Source organism: Akkermansia sp. KLE1798 (assembly GCF_001580195.1).
GTDB classification, from domain to species: Bacteria; Verrucomicrobiota; Verrucomicrobiia; order Verrucomicrobiales; family Akkermansiaceae; genus Akkermansia; species Akkermansia biwaensis.
The window spans coordinates 162,708-179,109 of the sequence record NZ_KQ971094.1; the positions used below are offsets into that span (position 1 = coordinate 162,708).

At 60.1% G+C, this 16,402-nt stretch carries 13 protein-coding genes and 1 pseudogene; 6 read left to right on the plus strand and 8 right to left on the minus strand.

What is annotated here, in order from left to right; all coding sequences use genetic code 11:
- Window positions 1–76: 76 nt before the first annotated feature.
- The 3 genes from pheS to HMPREF3039_RS11220 all read left to right on the plus strand — a co-directional run bounded on the left by pheS (window position 77) and on the right by HMPREF3039_RS11220 (window position 4,745).
- The gene (pheS, locus tag HMPREF3039_RS11210; RefSeq protein ID WP_067573136.1) at window positions 77–1,102 is read left to right on the plus strand and encodes a phenylalanine--tRNA ligase subunit alpha; all 1,026 of its coding nucleotides are present in this window, start codon (window positions 77–79) and stop codon (window positions 1,100–1,102) included.
- Window positions 1,103–1,120: 18 nt separating this feature from the next.
- Entirely contained in the window at window positions 1,121–3,658 is a 2,538-nt protein-coding gene (gene pheT / locus HMPREF3039_RS11215; RefSeq protein ID WP_067573138.1) for a phenylalanine--tRNA ligase subunit beta, read from the plus strand.
- A 64-nt stretch (window positions 3,659–3,722) separates the two neighbouring features.
- Window positions 3,723–4,745 carry a lipoprotein N-acyltransferase Lnb domain-containing protein gene (locus HMPREF3039_RS11220; RefSeq protein ID WP_067573140.1) on the plus strand — a complete coding sequence of 341 codons (1,023 nt, stop codon included), beginning with the start codon at window positions 3,723–3,725 and terminating at the stop codon, window positions 4,743–4,745.
- Here the strand turns inward: HMPREF3039_RS11220 and HMPREF3039_RS11225 are convergent.
- A complete protein-coding gene (locus HMPREF3039_RS11225; RefSeq protein WP_067952131.1) occupies window positions 4,735–5,310 on the minus strand; it encodes a M15 family metallopeptidase domain-containing protein in 576 nt (191 codons plus the stop codon). The two genes, HMPREF3039_RS11220 and HMPREF3039_RS11225, sit on opposite strands and share 11 nt — an antisense overlap.
- 443 nt (window positions 5,311–5,753) lie before the next feature.
- On the opposite strand from HMPREF3039_RS11225, the gene HMPREF3039_RS11230 reads away from it, so the two are divergent.
- Window positions 5,754–7,217, plus strand: a complete 1,464-nt coding sequence (locus HMPREF3039_RS11230) for a tryptophanase (RefSeq protein WP_067573144.1) — start codon at window positions 5,754–5,756, stop codon at window positions 7,215–7,217.
- Window positions 7,218–7,469: 252 nt separating this feature from the next.
- Here the strand turns inward: HMPREF3039_RS11230 and HMPREF3039_RS11235 are convergent, their stop codons facing one another.
- The 3 genes from HMPREF3039_RS11235 to HMPREF3039_RS11245 form a co-directional block, all read right to left on the minus strand.
- Entirely contained in the window at window positions 7,470–8,066 is a 597-nt protein-coding gene (locus HMPREF3039_RS11235) for a uracil-DNA glycosylase family protein (RefSeq protein WP_197457192.1), read from the minus strand.
- Window positions 8,067–8,081: 15 nt separating this feature from the next.
- The gene (locus tag HMPREF3039_RS11240) at window positions 8,082–9,131 is read right to left on the minus strand and encodes a serine/threonine protein kinase (protein ID WP_067573146.1); all 1,050 of its coding nucleotides are present in this window, start codon (window positions 9,129–9,131) and stop codon (window positions 8,082–8,084) included.
- A gap of 77 nt (window positions 9,132–9,208) precedes the next feature.
- Window positions 9,209–10,156, minus strand: a complete 948-nt coding sequence (locus HMPREF3039_RS11245; RefSeq protein ID WP_147550117.1) for a hypothetical protein — start codon at window positions 10,154–10,156, stop codon at window positions 9,209–9,211.
- 151 nt (window positions 10,157–10,307) lie between these two features.
- Between HMPREF3039_RS11245 and HMPREF3039_RS11250 the strand changes: the two genes are divergently transcribed.
- Both HMPREF3039_RS11250 and proC read left to right on the plus strand, forming a co-directional pair.
- Complete coding sequence (locus tag HMPREF3039_RS11250; RefSeq protein ID WP_197483344.1) at window positions 10,308–11,183, plus strand: hypothetical protein; 876 nt, start codon at window positions 10,308–10,310, stop codon at window positions 11,181–11,183.
- Between the two features lie 2 nt (window positions 11,184–11,185).
- On the plus strand, window positions 11,186–11,992 hold the full coding sequence (gene proC / locus HMPREF3039_RS11255; RefSeq protein WP_067573152.1) for a pyrroline-5-carboxylate reductase: 807 nt from the start codon (window positions 11,186–11,188) through the stop codon (window positions 11,990–11,992).
- 93 nt (window positions 11,993–12,085) lie between these two features.
- On the opposite strand, the gene HMPREF3039_RS11260 is transcribed toward proC, so the two are convergent.
- From HMPREF3039_RS11260 to HMPREF3039_RS11275, 4 genes and pseudogenes are all read right to left on the minus strand, one after another.
- A complete protein-coding gene (locus HMPREF3039_RS11260) occupies window positions 12,086–13,501 on the minus strand; it encodes a hypothetical protein (RefSeq protein WP_147550112.1) in 1,416 nt (471 codons plus the stop codon).
- 14 nt (window positions 13,502–13,515) lie between these two features.
- Window positions 13,516–14,958 carry a hypothetical protein gene (locus HMPREF3039_RS11265; protein ID WP_067573156.1) on the minus strand — a complete coding sequence of 481 codons (1,443 nt, stop codon included), beginning with the start codon at window positions 14,956–14,958 and terminating at the stop codon, window positions 13,516–13,518.
- On the minus strand, window positions 14,948–15,973 hold the full coding sequence (locus HMPREF3039_RS11270; protein ID WP_197457191.1) for a prenyltransferase/squalene oxidase repeat-containing protein: 1,026 nt from the start codon (window positions 15,971–15,973) through the stop codon (window positions 14,948–14,950). The genes HMPREF3039_RS11265 and HMPREF3039_RS11270 overlap by 11 nt, the downstream gene beginning before the upstream one ends.
- A pseudogene (locus HMPREF3039_RS11275) lies at window positions 15,963–16,402 on the minus strand (squalene--hopene cyclase); the annotation flags it as partial. The gene HMPREF3039_RS11270 and the pseudogene HMPREF3039_RS11275, both read right to left, overlap by 11 nt.

The following is a 16,402-nucleotide window of genomic DNA, read 5'->3' on the forward strand; positions in this document are numbered from 1 at the left end:
TCATTTCCGGCTTCCTGCGGCCCGAAGGTCTTGACGCTGGCGGGGGTGGCGGGTAATCTATTGCCCGTCAAATTTTATGAAGGAAGAGATCGTACGCATTCAACGGGACGCCCTGGCGCGCATCGCCCAGGTGTCTGACAGGCGCGGCGTGGAAGACGCCCGCGTCGCCATCCTCGGCAAAAAAGGGGAACTGACCCTGGCCCAGACGGGCATGAAGGACGTGCCCAGGGAGGAAAAGCCCGCCGTGGGCCAGCTGCTCAACGACGCCCGCAGGGCGATTACGGAAGCGCTGGACGCCAAGCTGGTGGAAGTCCAGGCCCGGGCGGACAGGGAGGCCGTAGCCGGTGTGGACCTGACTCTGCCTGCACGTTCCCTCCCGCTGGGGGGACTGCATCCGCTGACCATCGTCCGGGACGAGGCCATCGGCATTCTGCGCCGCATGGGGTTCGCGCTGGCGGATGGCCCGGAAATCGAGGACGAGTTCCATTGCTTTGACGCTCTGAACACCCCGGCGGACCACCCGGCCCGCAATGAAAAGGACACGTTTTACTTTGATTCCGGCAAGCTGCTGCGCACGCATACCTCCACCGTTCAGATCCGCTCGATGGAAAAGCAGCTTCCCCCCGTGCGCGTGATTGCTCCCGGCTCCGCCTACCGCCGTGACGAGATCGACGCCACGCACCTTTCCGCCTTCAACCAGCTTGAAGGGCTGTATGTGGACACGGACGTCTCCGTCGGCGACCTCAAGGGAACGCTGGAATACTTCCTGCGCGCCCTCTTCGGTTCCGATACGGAAGTCCGCTTCCGCCCCCATTTCTTCCCGTTCACGGAGCCCAGCTTCGAAATCGACGTGAAGCTGAAGGCGGCGGGGCAGGAACCCCGCTGGGTGGAAATCGCGGGCTGCGGCATGGTGGACCCCGCCGTGTTTGAGGCCGTGGACCGCGAACGCGGGCTGGAGCCCGGCGTGCGCGCCTGTTATGCGGGGCTGACCGGGTTCGCTTTCGGCATCGGCCTGGACCGCCTGGCCATGATCCGCTGGGGCATCCGGGACATCCGCGCCCTGATTGAAAACGATGTACGCTTCCTCGCCCAATTCCAATAAATCTTACCTTATCCAGATATGAAAATTTCCCTTAATTGGCTTTCCCAGTATATTGACCTGGCCGGTCTGAGCGTGGACGAAATGTCGGACATGCTGACCTTTGCCGGGATTGAGGTGGAAGACATCCGCCAGCAGGGCGTGGACTCCCCCCTGGTGGTAGTGGCGCGCGTGGCCTCCGCCGAACAGCACCCCCAGGCGGACCGCCTGAAAGTCTGCCAGGTGGACGTGGGCGACGGCGCGCTGCACCAGATCGTGTGCGGAGCGCAGAACTACAAGGTGGGCGACAAAGTGCCCTGCGCCCTGCCGGGCGCGGTTCTTCCGGGCAACTTTGAAATCAAGGTGGGCAAGCTGCGCGGCGTGGAATCCCGCGGCATGCTGTGTTCCGCCTCCGAGCTGGGGCTGCCGGACAAGGAGCACGGCCTCTGGATACTGCCGCAGGAGCTGGAAGTGGGCATGCCCATCTCCCAGGTCGTGAAAGCGGATACCATCGTGGAAGTGGAAGTGACGCCCAACCGTCCGGACCTGCTCTCCCACAACGGCATGGCCTTTGAACTGGCCGCCATCTCCGGCCGCGAATACAAGCCCGTCCCGATCGACGACGCCCAGGTGGAGCTGGAACCCGCCGGGGACTTTGTCCGTCTGGACCAGCCGGAAATCAACCCGTACTACACCGCCGTGAAAATCAGCGGCGTGAAGGTGCAGGAAAGCCCGGAATGGCTGAAGGAGCGTCTGGTCGCCATTGGACTGCGCCCCATCAACAACATTGTGGACATCACCAACTTCGTCCTCCATGAACAGGGAACCCCTCTTCATGCGTTTGACGCGGCCAGGGTGCAGGGCGGCATCGTCACCCGCACCGCCTATGAAGGGGAAACCATCAAGGCCCTGGACGGCCAGGAATACGTGCTCAACTGCACGGACCTGGTCGTGGCGGACCAGTCCGGCAACGCGCTTGCCATCGGCGGCGTGATGGGCGGGGAGGAAAGCGGCGTGACCGAATCCACCACGGACATCATTCTGGAATCCGCCTGGTTCAAGCCCTCCGCCGTGCGCGCCACGTCGCGCAGGCTGGCCCTGTCTTCCGACTCCTCCTACCGTTTTGAACGCGGCACGTCCGCGTGGAATACGCTGCGCGGTTCCGTGCGTGCCGTGGAGCTTATCCTGGAATTGGCGGGCGGCACGGCTTCCTCCACGTATGTGGCCGGAAAACCGGCGCCGAACCCCGCGCATGCCGCCATTCCCTTCTGCGGGACTCCGGACGGCCCCACCTCCGTATTCGCCTCCCTGAAGCAGGGCAAGGGCGCCACGGTGGAAAACGAGCTTGGCTTTGTCCGCCTGTCCTGGGCGGAACTGGACCAGATTTCCGGCGGCGCCATCCCGCATGAGGAGGGCGCGCGCATCCTGACGGCCCTGGGGCTGAGTCCCGTGGCGGAAATCGCCGGAAAAGAGGTGGAATCCGAATACTGGCTGGTTCCTCCGCACCGGCTGGACCTCACCCGCGCCTGCGACCTTCTGGAAGAAATCGTGCGCGTGTTCGGCCTGGACGGCATCCCCTCCCGGTTCCGGGGCCCCTTCGTTGCGGAATCCGCCGTGGACCTGGCCTACAACTTCCAGATGGGCCTGCGCCGGAAGCTGGCCGCCCTGGGGTTTTATGAAACCCAGACCATCAAGCTCATCGCTTCCGAATCCGCGGACGGCGCCATCGCCCAGGTGAAGGACGCCCTGCCGGTACGCCCCCTTCAGGAAGGCGACATCATCCGCGTGGCCCTTCCGCTCAGCGAAGACCATTCCGTCCTGCGCCCGGCGCACACGCCCGGCCTGATTGCCGCCGCCGTGCGCAACAGCAACCAGGGCGCTTCCGTGCTGCGCTTCTTTGAACTGGGCCGCGTGTTCCGCAACACGGGCGGCGGCAAGGGCAGGGACATTGAAACGGACACGCTCGGCATTCTGATCGCGGGAGACAGGTCGCCCCGCTCCTGGGCGGACCCCAGGCCGGAGCAGTCATCCTTTGAAGACCTGCTGGCCGTGATGGAAGTTCTGGCCCCCGGGCACTCCTTCACGCTGACTCCCGCCAAGTCCCGCGAACAGGCGGCGCTGGGTGCGGACGTGCAGCTGGACAGCAAGGCCTGCGGCTACTTCGCCCGGCTCTCCCTGTCCCGGTGCCGGGAACTGGGACTGGACAAGCCCGTGTACGTGGCGGAACTGGACCTGCGCAAGATGCAGGAAATACTGACCGCTCCCGTCAAAGCCGCCGACCTGCCGCAGTTCCCCGGCTCCTCCCGCGACGCCGCCATGGAGCTGCCCCTGTCCACGCCGAACGCGGACATTGTGAAGGCCATAGAAGCCGCCAGGGAAAAACTGCTCGTCAGCTACTCCTGCTTTGACGTATTTACGGACCCCTCCGGACAGAAGCTGCCCGCGGACCGCAAATCCATCGCCTACACCTTCCTGTACCGGGACCCGGCCAAGACCCTGACCGCCGCGGAAGTGGACGCCGCGCACCAGCGCGTGTTGAAATCCCTGACGGACAAGGTGAAAGGGCTTTCCTTCAGATAAATCCTTACCGGCGGGCCGCGCGTTTCGGAAACAGGAACGCGCGGCCTTTTCCTTGCTTCCTCCCATGAACCTGTCCTCCCTGCGCCGTGCCGGACTGGCAGCCGCCCGCATCCTGATGTACGCGGCATGGTTCGGCGTGGCTCTCTGGGCGGCGGGCGTGGTATTTTACAACGTATGGGGCGGCGTCGTGCTCGTGTGGCTGTACGCGGCCGGAATGGCCTGCGCCTTTGCCTTCCGGAAACGGTACCCGGCTGCCTGGTGGTCCTCCTGGGGAATTCTGCTCCTTCTTCTGGTATATTACCTGTGCATCCCGGCCACGAACGACAAGGAATGGCAGCCCTCCTGGAGCCGCCTTCCTTCCGTGGAAATCAACGGAAATGAAGTGGTCGTGACAGATGTGCGCAGCTTCATCTACCGCACGGAACAGGACTTTGACGTGCGCTACGTCACGCGCCGTTTCGACCTGGACAAGCTCTCCACGCTGGACTTTGCCGTCAGCCACTGGGACGGGATGGAATTTGTGGCTCACACCATGCTCTCCTTCGTCTTTGAGGACGGGAAGCGCCTGGCCCTTTCCGCGGAAACGCGCCTGCCTGAGGGAGTGGAGCAGGGAACCATACCCGGCCTCTACAAGCAATTCAATATCATCTACATCCTGGCGGACGAGGAAGACCTCTTCGCCCTGCGCACTACCTACAGGAAGGAAGACATGTACCTGTACCGGATCAACATCGGCAGGGACGACCTGAAAAAGGCCTTTCTGGGCTTTGTGGAAAAAATCAACGGCTTCCACTCCCGGCCGCGGTACTACAACACCGTAACGGCCAACTGCACGACGGAACTGGTGGATACCTTCAAGGACTACCTGGGCGTGCGCCGCTGGCAATGGACTCCCCTTTTCAACGGCATGTGCGACCAGGACGCGTATGACCGCGGAGAGCTCCTCCACCTCCCCGGCGAAAGCTTCCAGGAACTCAAAAAGCGTTCCTTTCTGGGCCATGGCCGGGAAGGGGAGGGCTGGGACCGGCTCCGCCGCCGCTGGGAGGAAGGCTGGAATGTGAATCAAGCCGCTACGGTCAGAGAGTAGCGAACTGGAAATGCATCCAGTCGTAATCGCGCGTGCGGCCCAGGGAAACGGCCCCTTCCGCCTCCACGATCTCCCAGAATGCGGCATAATCGGGCCGGGAAAAAACGGCGTTGGGGGAATGGGTGTTCAGGCCGTTCCTGTCCGGGTCCATGTCTACGGCAATGCCCCAGGCGTGCATGGACGTGGCCTTGCCGCCGATGATCGCGCGGTCGTTGAAGCAGCCGCCGTACAGGTCCAGGCCCATTTCCCTGATTTTTTCCATGCCGTAATGGTCCAGCGCCGCCTGGAAAATGCGGGTGAGGGGTTCCGCAACCATCTTGTGGCAGCGCATGGTGGAAACGGTTCTCTCCGGCTCCCAGGCAATGCGCATCACATAGGGCAGCCTGATATTCGTCAGAGACCTTTCGTCTCCCGCACGGCCGAACATGGAATTTCCTGAACGCACCTCCGCCTGGCTGGGCCACGCGTGGGCCGGAGGCTGGATATCCAGCTTCTTTATGAGAGCCTGCGCCGTCTTGGGGCCTGGAATTCCGTCCGCGTCAACACCTACGTTCTGTTGAATCAATCTCCATAATTCTTTCATAGGTTTTAAAAATAGGTATCGTTCCTGTCTGGAACCAGAGATTTCCCTCCGCCGGCATTGCTGCCTGTTCCAAGGCGTTGTCCTCCGCGGCCATGGATAGAATTATTTGTGAAGAATACTTTCAAATGTTTAATTGTTAAAATTTTATACTGTTTTTATCGATATTGCGGCGTGAAATAATCCGGGATGGCGGTGAATTCCCTTTTGCCGAGCTGTGAAAGAATTCTTCCAACTATTGAATCCATCCCCCCTATTCCCCTTATATTCCCTATATTCCCTATATTCCCTATATTCCCTCCGGAACAGCGTCATTTTCAGCAATTCCCCACACCATTTCCCCCAGCCCGTCAAAGCCTGCCGGACTCCACCCTTTCCAGTCGAATTTGATTTGCACGGAAGAGAAATTTTGCTAGAGTCCATGCTTCATGAATTCAGAAACATCCAACTCTGTCAAATTTTACAATGGAGAGCAGATTCCTCTGGAATTGCACAAGGTCCGCGTGGTCCAGAAGCTGCACCTCGTTCCCGTGGAGCGCCGTCTGGAAGCCGCACGGGAAGCGGGATTCAACACCTTCCAGCTCAGCACGAATGACGTTTATCTGGACATGCTGACGGATTCCGGTGTCAACGCCATGAGCGACAACCAGATCGCCGCCATGTTCCGCGCGGACGACGCTTATGCCGGCTCCCAGAGCTTTGACCGCCTGAAAAAGGCCGTGGAGGACGTATTCGGCAAAAAATACCTTCTGCCCGCCCACCAGGGGCGCGCCTGCGAGAACATCATTTCCCGCACCTTCGTGAAGCCCGGCGACGTGGTTCCCATGAACTACCACTTCACGACCACCCACGCCCACATCGACCTGAACGGCGGCAAAATCGAGGAACTGGTGGCTGATGACGCCGTAAACCCGGTCAGCTCCAATCCGTTCAAGGGCAACCTGGACCCGGACAAGCTGCGCGACTGCATCGCGCGGCACGGCGCGGACAAGATTCCCTTCGTGCGCATGGAAGCTTCCACCAACCTGATTGGCGGCCAGCCCTTCTCCATTGCCAACATGCGGGAAATCCGCAAAATTTGCGACGAACACGGTATCATGATGGTGCTGGACGCCTCCCTGATCGGTGAAAACGCGTACTTCATCAAGATGCGCGAGGAAGAATTCAAGGACAGTTCCTGCGCGGAAATCCTGAAAACGATGTGCAGCCTGGCGGAACTGGTGTACTTCTCGGCCCGCAAGGTTTCCTCGTCCCGCGGCGGCGGCATCTGCACGAACGATCCCGCCATCGCCAAAAAAATGGAACACCTCGTTCCCCTGTTTGAAGGCTTCCTGACTTACGGCGGCATCTCCGTGCGTGAAATTGAAGCCATGGCCGTGGGCCTGTATGAAACCACGGACCTGACGGTGATCTCCCAGAGTCCTTCCTTCATTGAATACTTCATCAGCCAGATGGTGGACATGGGCATTCCCTGCGTCACGCCTGCCGGCGGCCTGGGGGCTCACATTGACGCGGGCAGCTTCCTTTCCCACATTCCGCAGGAGGATTATCCCGCGGGAGCCCTGGCGGCGGCCTTCTTCATCGCCTCCGGCGTACGCGGCATGGAGCGCGGCACCTTTTCCAGCGTCCGGGACGAGAACGGCAACGACGTTCTGGCGGACGTGGAACTTCTCCGCCTGGCCTTCCCGCGCCGCGTCTTTACGCTGTCCCAGGTCAAGTACACGGCGGACCGGATGAAATGGCTCTACGACAACCGGGAGTTGATCGGCGGCCTGGAATTCGTGGAAGAACCCCCTGTCCTGCGCTTCTTCATGGGCAGGCTCCGCGCCAAGAGCGACTGGCCTGAAAAACTGGCCGCCAAATTCCGCCAGGACTTCGGAGATAGCCTGTAAACACAAGTTACTTGATAAGTACTTCGGAAGCCGGACCTTTGCGCCATGATGGCCGGGGTCTGGCTTTCTTTGTTGTGGCTGCGCCAGGGATGCGCGTTCCCGTCCGACATGATGGAGGAAAAGTCGTGCCCGAGGAGAAAAGAGGCCGGAAAAAGGAGGGTAAACCGTGAAAAACGGAATTCCGGCAGGAAAGGCTCCTTCCGGCAGAAAGGACAATCCTTGAAAGGCCGTTCCCTTCTCGGTTGCCGGATCCTAGCTGTGGATGATTTCAAGCATGGTGCGGATGTCTTCCGCGGCCATGTCCGCTTTTGATTTCTCAATCAGAATGTTGCGGCCCGTCATGATGTAGGAGGGGAAAATCCGGATATTTTCCGCGTAAAGCGGCGTTTTCCGCAATTTGTATGTGGAAACGGCGGGCAGGGCATTCCGCCCGGTTTTCTTTTTCCAGATCAGGTTGAAGGCCTTTCTGGCCACGTCCCCCATCAGCATGACGGCTTTCAGGCGGGGAAACAGGTCCAGTTCATGTTCCAGCAGAGGCAGGGACAGGGCGATGTCCTCTGCCGGCACGTTCGTGTCTTTTTTGGGCGTTTTCACCGCATTGGTGATGTAAACGCCTGCGTCCGTCACGTCGCGGATGGATTGTGCCGGCAGTCCGGCCCTCTGGAACAGGGGAAGAGCCGTGGTCAGGTAAAAAGGAGGATCGTTCGCCCCGTAAAAATCGTCTTCGGGATGTTCCGGGACCACTTCGTTAATCATGACGGCCCGGATAAGGGAGGGGTCAAGCGTGGCCGCAGGCAGGTGCATGCCCGGTCCGGCAAGGGGAGCCAGCTCTTCCGTCAGATTGATCATGAAGGGAAATGCCGGTTAAAAATTGACCAGTCCCTGTTTCCAGCAGACCCAGAGAGCCGCCCCCGCAATAAGGAGGATGATCAGGAAGGCGGTCCCGGCGGAGGACTTTTTCCGCGCCTTGGGAAGGGTTTTCCTGGCCACTCCCCCCGCTTTCAGGGTTCCCGCCGCGCCCATGGCGTTGATGTAGTCATGCCATGCCTTGGCGGAATGGAAGCGGTTGCGTTCGTCGGGGGAAAGCGCCTTGTCTATCCCGGAGAGGAAATTCATCGGGTACGTCTGGCGGAGAATCGCGTAGCTGGTCACCTTGGGGTTGCGGTCCACCACGGAACGCTGGTCGGCGGGCTGGGGAACCTGGCCCGTGAGCAGTTCGTAAAAGGTGGCTCCCAGTTCGTATATGTCGCACCAGGGGCCGATTTCACTCCTGCGCCCCGGGTAGAATTCCGGGGGAGTGTAGCCTGGAGTGATCTGGACCAGGCCCTGGTGCTGGAGGGTTTTGGTGCGTACCGCGCCGAAGTCGATCAGCTTGGGCGTGCCGTCCGGCTGGATGAAGATGTTGCCCGGCTTGATGTCGCAGTGGTACACGCCCATGGAATGCAGGTAGTGCAAGATGTCCAGAATCCGGAAAAGAAGGTCCATGGCCTGGGCGGGGTCCATGGATTGCCCGGAAGCGTGCATGGAAGTCATGAGGTCGAACAGGGTCTGCCCCTGGATGTTTTCCATGACGTAGTAGCAGGTGCCGTTGGCGTCGAATATATCAAACACCTGCACGATGCCGGGATGGCTGAGCTGGGACAGGACGGACGCTTCCTGCTGGGAGTTGGCGATGCTCTGGGCGAAGCTGGTGGCCGTCTGTTCGTCCCGCGGATGGACGCAGCCGGTATTCAGGTCCCGGTAGGCGTAGGCGTCCGGCATGCATTCCTTGATGACCACATAGCGGGAATTCGGATTGTCCAGCGCCAGGTAGGTGATGCCGAAGCCGCCGGCGTTCAGCACGTTCAGGATTGTGTATTTGTCTTGCAGGACGGTATTGTCTGCAAGCGGATAAACCAGGGTTTCTTGTTCCATGAGGGGGTAATGGGGGGTGGGGTTGGGAAAGTCTTTAATTCAATAAGGTCCCTCTGTCAAGAATCTCTCTGTTTTGTTCAGTAGCAGGAGACTCTGAACTCGTACTCTTCCACGCTTCCGCGCTCCAGGCAGGCGGCCAGCCAGTCGAACAGGGCGCCGAATTCCCCGCCCAGCGTCTCCCCCGTGTCCGCTTCCAGGGCTTTCACGCGGCCTGCGGCTAGGCGGATGGGGGTGAGCTCCGCCAGCAGGGCGGCGCATTCCTCGTCCCCGGCCTTGAAAATTTCTTCCGCGCCCGGCAGCTCGCACAGGCGTTCCTCCGCAATTTCCAGGCAAATCACGCCCACGCCGAACTCGGCGGCCAGTCCGCGCAGTTCCGCGCATTCGGAATCGTCCGGCAGTTCGCCGACGATGACGAGTTCTCCGCACTGGGCCCACCGGGACGTGGCCAGGGTACGGAAAAAATCCTTCCTGGCCTCTTCCCCCCCGGGCATGCAGGCGACGCAGACGCCCCGGATGCCCATCATGGGCGCGCCGATCATGCGGCGGCGTTCCAGGGCGCTTCTGTCAAACACCAGGGCGTTTCCCTCCCACTCCCCTTCCGGCCATTCCACGACGGCCAGGTCAGGTTTCGTCCAGGAGGAGCCCGTTTCACTGGTGCTGAAAACGAAGACCCCGCGTCCCGTGGTATCGTATTGCCGCACGGCCAGCGCCAGGGCTCTGGCGCGGCAATTCAGCGCGTCGGATTCTCCTTCCCCCAGGAACAGGGGCAGAAGTCCTCTGGCGGCGGACTTGCCGCCGCGGTCCCGCTGGCGTCTGTAGTAGCCCTGACCGCGCTCCACCTTGGCGATTTCCGAATCAGGCTCGGAGGCCATGAAGGAAAAATGGTAGCGCAGGGAAGCGTCGGAATACTCCTCCCCCAGCCTCAGCCGTACCAGGCGTATGAGTTCTGTTCCCTTGATGGCCTGGGCCGGATCGGACGGCAAAAGCTCCGGCAGTAATTCTTCCAGTTGGGATCGTAAACTCATATGCGCCCCATGAGACCACGCGCCGGCGTTTTCTTCAAGAAGGAAGGAGTTCATGCACATGAAATAAAAAGCTCTTTTATTTAAAGAGGAATCCGGCAAAATGGTCCGCATGGCATGGATTACCTCCGGTTATATACCTTCGCCCGGGCGCATGGCCGTAATCGCCGGTACCACCTTCACGCAGCTGGTCCGCATGAAGGTGTTCCTTTTCCTTGGGCTGTTTGCCCTGGCTCTGCTGGCCCTGAGTTCCTTCCGGCTGAGCGAGGTGCTGGGGCCGGAAACGGGGGGAATCAATGAACTGGTGCTGCTGAAAAACTCCGCGTACGGAGCCATGCGGGTGTTCGGCCTGTTCTTCTGCGTGGCCGCCACGGCGCTGATCATTCCCAAGGATGCGGAGGACCGCATCCTGTACACCATCCTGTGCAAGCCCGTGCCGCGCATCGACTACCTGATGGGGAAGGTGCTGGGGGTGCTGGCCCTGACGCTGATAGCCGTGCTGCTGATGGATGCGGTCATGACGCTGGTGCTCTGGCTCCGCACGGATACGGTTGTGGCCGAACAGATGGCCGCCCTGAAAGGCCGTTATACCGTGGAGGAAATGCAGCCTTACCTGGACAGGATACGCCTGCAGGGCGCTACGTGGAACGTCCAGGTGGGGCTGGGCGTGATGATGTGCGAATTCGTGGTTCTTTCCTCCCTGACCCTGCTGATGTCCTGCATCACCAACGGCACCATCATCAGCGCGCTGCTGACGTTCATGGTGTATCTGGCGGGCCTGTTCCAGACGCAGGCGCTCTCCATGTGGATGGGCTCCGGAACGGGCGGCCTGTCCTGGTGGGAGGTAACGGGCGGCAAGCTCTTCTCCCTCATTTTTCCGAACTTCCAGATTTATTCCGTGACGGATTCCGCCCTGAACGGTCAGGTGATCCCCCTTTCCCTCTTCGGCAGCCTGGCGCTGATCACGCTGGGCTACTTCGTCTTTCATATGACGCTGGCCGCATGGCTTTTTAGAAAAAAGGAATTTTAACGATGAAAACAGGCATTATCGGACTTGGCAAAATGGGAGGAGCCCTGCTGCGGGGCATGCTCAAATCCGGAGCCGTGGCTCCGCAGGACGTATGGGTGTACGATCACCATAAAGAGAATATGGCGGCACTCCAGGCGGAACATCCCGGCGTGCATGAGGCGGAGTCTGAAGAGGCGGCTGCGGATGCCGTGGAAGCCCTGGTCCTGGCCGTCAAGCCTCATGCCGTTCTTCCCCTGATTTCCGCTCTTTCCGAGGGCGACAGGGAACTGCCCCTCCTGATTTCCATAGCCGCCGCCGTCACCCTGGACGAAATGGAGGAGCGCGCCTGCGACGGAACGCGCATCGTGCGCGCCATGCCCAATACCCCGTGCATGGTGCTCTCCGGCGTCATTGCCTACAGTCCGGGAACAGCCGTCACGGACGAGGACGAAGAAGCGGCGCGGCGCCTGCTGTCCGGATGCGGCTCCGTCTTCAAGGTGGAGGAATCCCGGATGAACGCCGTTTCCGCCATTTCCGGCTGCGGCCCCGCCTACATGTTCACGGCCCTGGACGCCCTCTCCGATGCCGGAGTGGCCATGGGCCTTCCCAGAAAGACGGCCCTGGAACTGGCCGCCGGCACCATGCTCGGCTCCGCCCTGATGCTGGAACAGACGGGGGAACATCCCATGGCCCTCCGCGATGCCGTCACGTCCCCCGGCGGCACCACGATTGCCGCCCTGAATGCGCTGGATGAATGCGGTTTCCGCAATGCCTGGATTCAGGCCGTGAAAAGCGCCGTGCGCCGTGCGGAGGAAATGGAAGGAAATTAGGCCCTCCGGGACTGCTCCGTAATGTTTTTTCGCGCCGGAGTAGTAGGGAAGGACGCGCCATGAAGCCTTTTTTCAAAAAAGGCGGGCTTCCCCCTACCTGCCCAGGAACGGATTTTCCCGCTGTTTTTTAAGTTCCGGACTCTGGAGATTGAACAGGACTTTCCGCAGGGACTGGATGGGGATGCTGACTTTGCCGAGTGCGGAGGAATGCCCCTCCAGGCGGCCGTCCCTGACGGCATCCAGCCGGATGGAGACGATGCTCTGGTCGGCCAGGAAAACGCGCACGTCGGAATTGTCCTGCGCCGCCTTTTTCTCCTCCTCTTTCTTCTGGTTCAGGGAACGCACCTTGGATGTGGGCACGATGACGTCGTAATGATTGGATTTGACGCGGATTCTGCCGTCTTCCTGAAGGGAAATGCTGCCGCGGAGAACGTCACCGTTCACCAGCATCACCTTGTCCGCGGAGGATTCCCTGTCGTATTTGCCGACAATGTCCTGTTCCTCCGGAGGATAGGGAAGGGCGCCGTTCCACTCCAGCACGTTCATGTTGGTCAGGGCCATGTTCTGGGAATCGTAGCCGCGGATGCCAAGGATGTTGCCGGGCTTGAAATCGTGAGGTTTGGCATCTTTTCCGTCTTCCTCCTCCTCGTTTTCAAAGATGTTCTGCAATTCCTTGCCTTCCTCCCACCGGGCGATCTGCTCCCCGTTGAGGTACAGGTAGTAATTCCCCTTTTCCCGGTCCGCGTAAAACTGCACGTCGGAACGCTTGACCCCCTTGTCGGAATACCAGTTCCTTTCCGTCTGCCTTTTGACTCTTCCTATGGTCTTGTGATGGCCGGAGCTGACCTTGTTCAGTTCCGCCTTTTCCAGGGAAACGGTCATTTCCACCTTGTTTTGGGAATTGTCGTCGTTCCACAGGAAGACATGGACCCGGAAAGAATTGGTGTGGTAAACGGAGAACTGGACATGCAGCCGGGGCGGCATGTCGAATTTGGTTTGCAATTCCGTATTGTTGGAGCCGCGCATGATCCAGGAGCCGTTGCGGCATTCCGGCAGCATGCTGTTGCCTGCGGATGTCCATCCCTGGAGGGATTCCGTGGCATTGCGCAGGTAGGCTTTCTGTTTGTCGAAGCCGATATACCGCACGTGGTTTCTGTTGACGGGAAGCAGGCCGCCCCAGGATGTTTCCAACTGAAGGGATTCCGCATCCAGGGATTTCAGGGTGCCGTATAACTCGTCGCCGTTTTCCAGCCTGATGATGGAAAACTGTTCCGGAATAGCCAGGGGCACGGAAGAGGTGATCTGGTCCAGTTCTTCCACCTTGAGGTCCACCGGGCGGGAAAGGATTCTGGACTGCACTTTCAGGTATTGATCCTGCAGGGCGTCTATCTTCCCGGGCAGGCTTTCTCCGGATTTGAGCGTGATGACGCCTTCCGCGCGCGCGGCGGGGAAGTGGGCTGCGGCCAGAAGGGTGCAGGCGGACAGGAACAACAGGCGGGCTTGTTTCATGGTCGGGCTCATCGTCAGGGAGTGGAGCGGGAGGGTTGGGCGGAATTCAGGAACTCCACGCGGGTAATATTCTTCAACGGCAGGGAGACCTGGCCCAGCAGGGAATGCTGGAGAACGACCTTTCCGGAGTCCATGCTCCGGATGTCGCCGTGCAGGCGGGAACCGTCTTTCATCTGGATGCTGTGGCGGGCTTCATCCCGGACGGCGTCCTGTTGTTCTGGTTGCGCAAAAAAGACCGTGTCCAGGTATCTGGCCGGAATGGAAAGCTCCCTTGGAACGCCGGGATATTCCTTGTCCGTGGAGAGGTTCAGCATCTTGTCCCTGTCATTGTAGCTGTTGATGGAACCGGGAATGGCGTCCTCCTCCTTCGTCACGACCAAGTCTGTCCCCTGGGTGTCGTTCTTGGTCAGGGCCTTGGCGCTCAGGGAAATGGCGGAAAGCTGGAGCTTCGTGATGGTCAGGGAGATGTGCCCTTCCATCTGGAGGCCGAAGGCGTCCCCTTCCAGCTGCTGTTCGGGAGGGGAAGGATCCTTGATCAGCTTGGGCGGCATGTCCCCTACCAGCAATTCGTAAACTTGTTCATTATTCTCGTGCCGGGAGGAAGTCAGCCGGATGTCTATCCCCGCCGTCATTTTCGGGGCCGGGATGTCCACTTCCCCCAGCAGGAGGATCCCGGACTTCTGTTCCCTGAGCAGCGTGCATTTGCCGGGCGCAATGCTGAGCATGAGCCTGTTGAGGCTGCTGCCGGCGTTGGATCTGAACGTAACGTTTTCCTTGCCGCCGAAGCAGAAGACAATGCCGGCGCGGTCGCTGCTGCCGTCCATCGTCAGGGCAATCCGGAAGGTGAAGGAGGAAGGGTCCAGCCCGATGCTCTTGTACAGGGGCACCCAGGTGGGATAATTGCCGTTGGACAGCTTGTACTGGTACTTCTCCCCGTCCAGCTTTGGATTCATGGCATTCATCAGTTTTCTGCCGGACTGGATGCGGTAGTCGTTCTCATTGTCTCCGGAATAAAGCCAGCTGTTGTCGAATACCAGGGGCTCCTGCCAGAATCCCTTCTGCTGGAGCGTTCCCAGGCGGAAGCCGGCCACCTGGCTGCGGGGGATGGAACGGGAAGTGCCGAACATGTCCCGGTACTGCACCTTGTCGGACGAGATGGAAGTGATATTGCACGGAATAATGTCCCGGTGGCCGGTGGAGATGAAAATCTTGTCCCTGGCCCGCAGGTCGGGAGGAGCGGTATCCGTGAAATAGACGGCTCTTATTTCCGACGGCAGAATGGAGACGTTCTGGCGCACGGACGGATGCCTGATGACCAGCCCCTGTTTTCCGAAAGAGACGATTTCTCCGCGGAGGCGGTAGTTGTCTTCCATCACTACGTCAACAGTAGGGGCCGCCCACGCGTGCAGCAGGCAGGCGGGAGCCAGAAGAAGTGCAAGGCGGATCCTATTTTTCATAAATGGGCAGGAATCTGTAGTTGAGAGCGAGGGAGAGAAGGGCGGCGGACGTGGAATAGGCCGCGGAATAGTCGGACAGCCAGGAACCGTTGGGTGCCTGGGAAGCGCCCAGATACCGCATGTTCTTATAATTCCATTCCTTCCAAATGTCCAGATCCGCATGGAAAAGAGCCTGGGACATGTAGTACTCGAAGTAGAACGGATAGGAGGAATCCCGATAATTGAGGTTCTTTTTCAGGAAGGCCAGGGAGGTTTTGAAGGACGGGTCCGACTTCTGGCGCGCCAGGGACAAGGTCAGGGAGCCGATGGCCGTGAGGGTGACGCGGGGACCGGAAGGTCCGGTATAGCCGTAGCCTCCCTTGCTGTCGCGGCAGGAGGCCATGTACTTGAGGCCGCGTTCAAAAGCCTCGTCCGGCACGGGAATGCCCGCGTTCCGTGCGGCGTACAGGGAGACGATCTGGCAGCCCGTCACCGTGCTGTCCGCGTCCGTGGAATCCGGCGCATAGCGCCAGCCGCCCGTTTTGTTCTTCTTCTGGGCGGTCAGCGTCAGGGCCACGGCCTTATGAAGGGCGGGGCCTATGCGGTCGTCGCGCACCATGCCGTAGGCTTCCGCCAGCGCCAGGGTGGCGAATCCGTGGTTGTACATGGAATCCCCTATATAGCCGGAACTTTTGTTCTGCTTGGCGAGAATGTAGTTGAGGCAGCGGCGCACCATGGTGGCGTACGGCCCCGTGTTCGGATCGTCCCCGTGGGCGAGAACGGACATCAGACAGAAGCCGATAATGCCGGGTTCCTGGCCGTAGGTGCCTTCATAGGTGCCGTCCGTTTTCTGGGCGTTCTGGAGAAATCTGAGGCCCTTGACGTACATCAGCTCCACCTGCGGGGGCACCGGGGAAGAGGTGCGCAGGGAAGACTGGGCCATGCCCGGCTGCGGCATAACCGCCATTCCCAGGACAATCAGCAGGAAACGAAAGGCTTTTTTCATGGAAAGGGTGTGGGTGTGCTTATTGTTCATAAATGGGCAGGAAGCGGTAATTCAGGGCAACCGAAAGGAGCGCCAGGGAGGTGGCATAGGAACTTCCCCTGTCGCTCAGCCAGGAACCGTTGGGCGTCTGGGATGCGTGAAGGTAGCGTATGTTTTTATGGTTCCACGCTTCCCAGAGGGACTGGTCTGCATGAAACAGGGCCTGGGACATGTAATATTCGAAGTAGAAGGGATAGGCGGAATCCCGGTAATTCAGGTTTTTTCTCAGGAAGGCCAGGGAATGCGGCAGGGAGGCATCCTGTTTTTCACGGGCCAGGCACAGGGTGAGAACCCCGATGGAAGTCAGAGTAGGGGTGATGCCTGAACGGGGGTCCGTATAGCCGTATTCTCCCCGTTCATTCCGGCAGGAGGCCATGTACTTGAGACCGCGTTCAAAAGCCTCGTCCGGCACGGGAATGC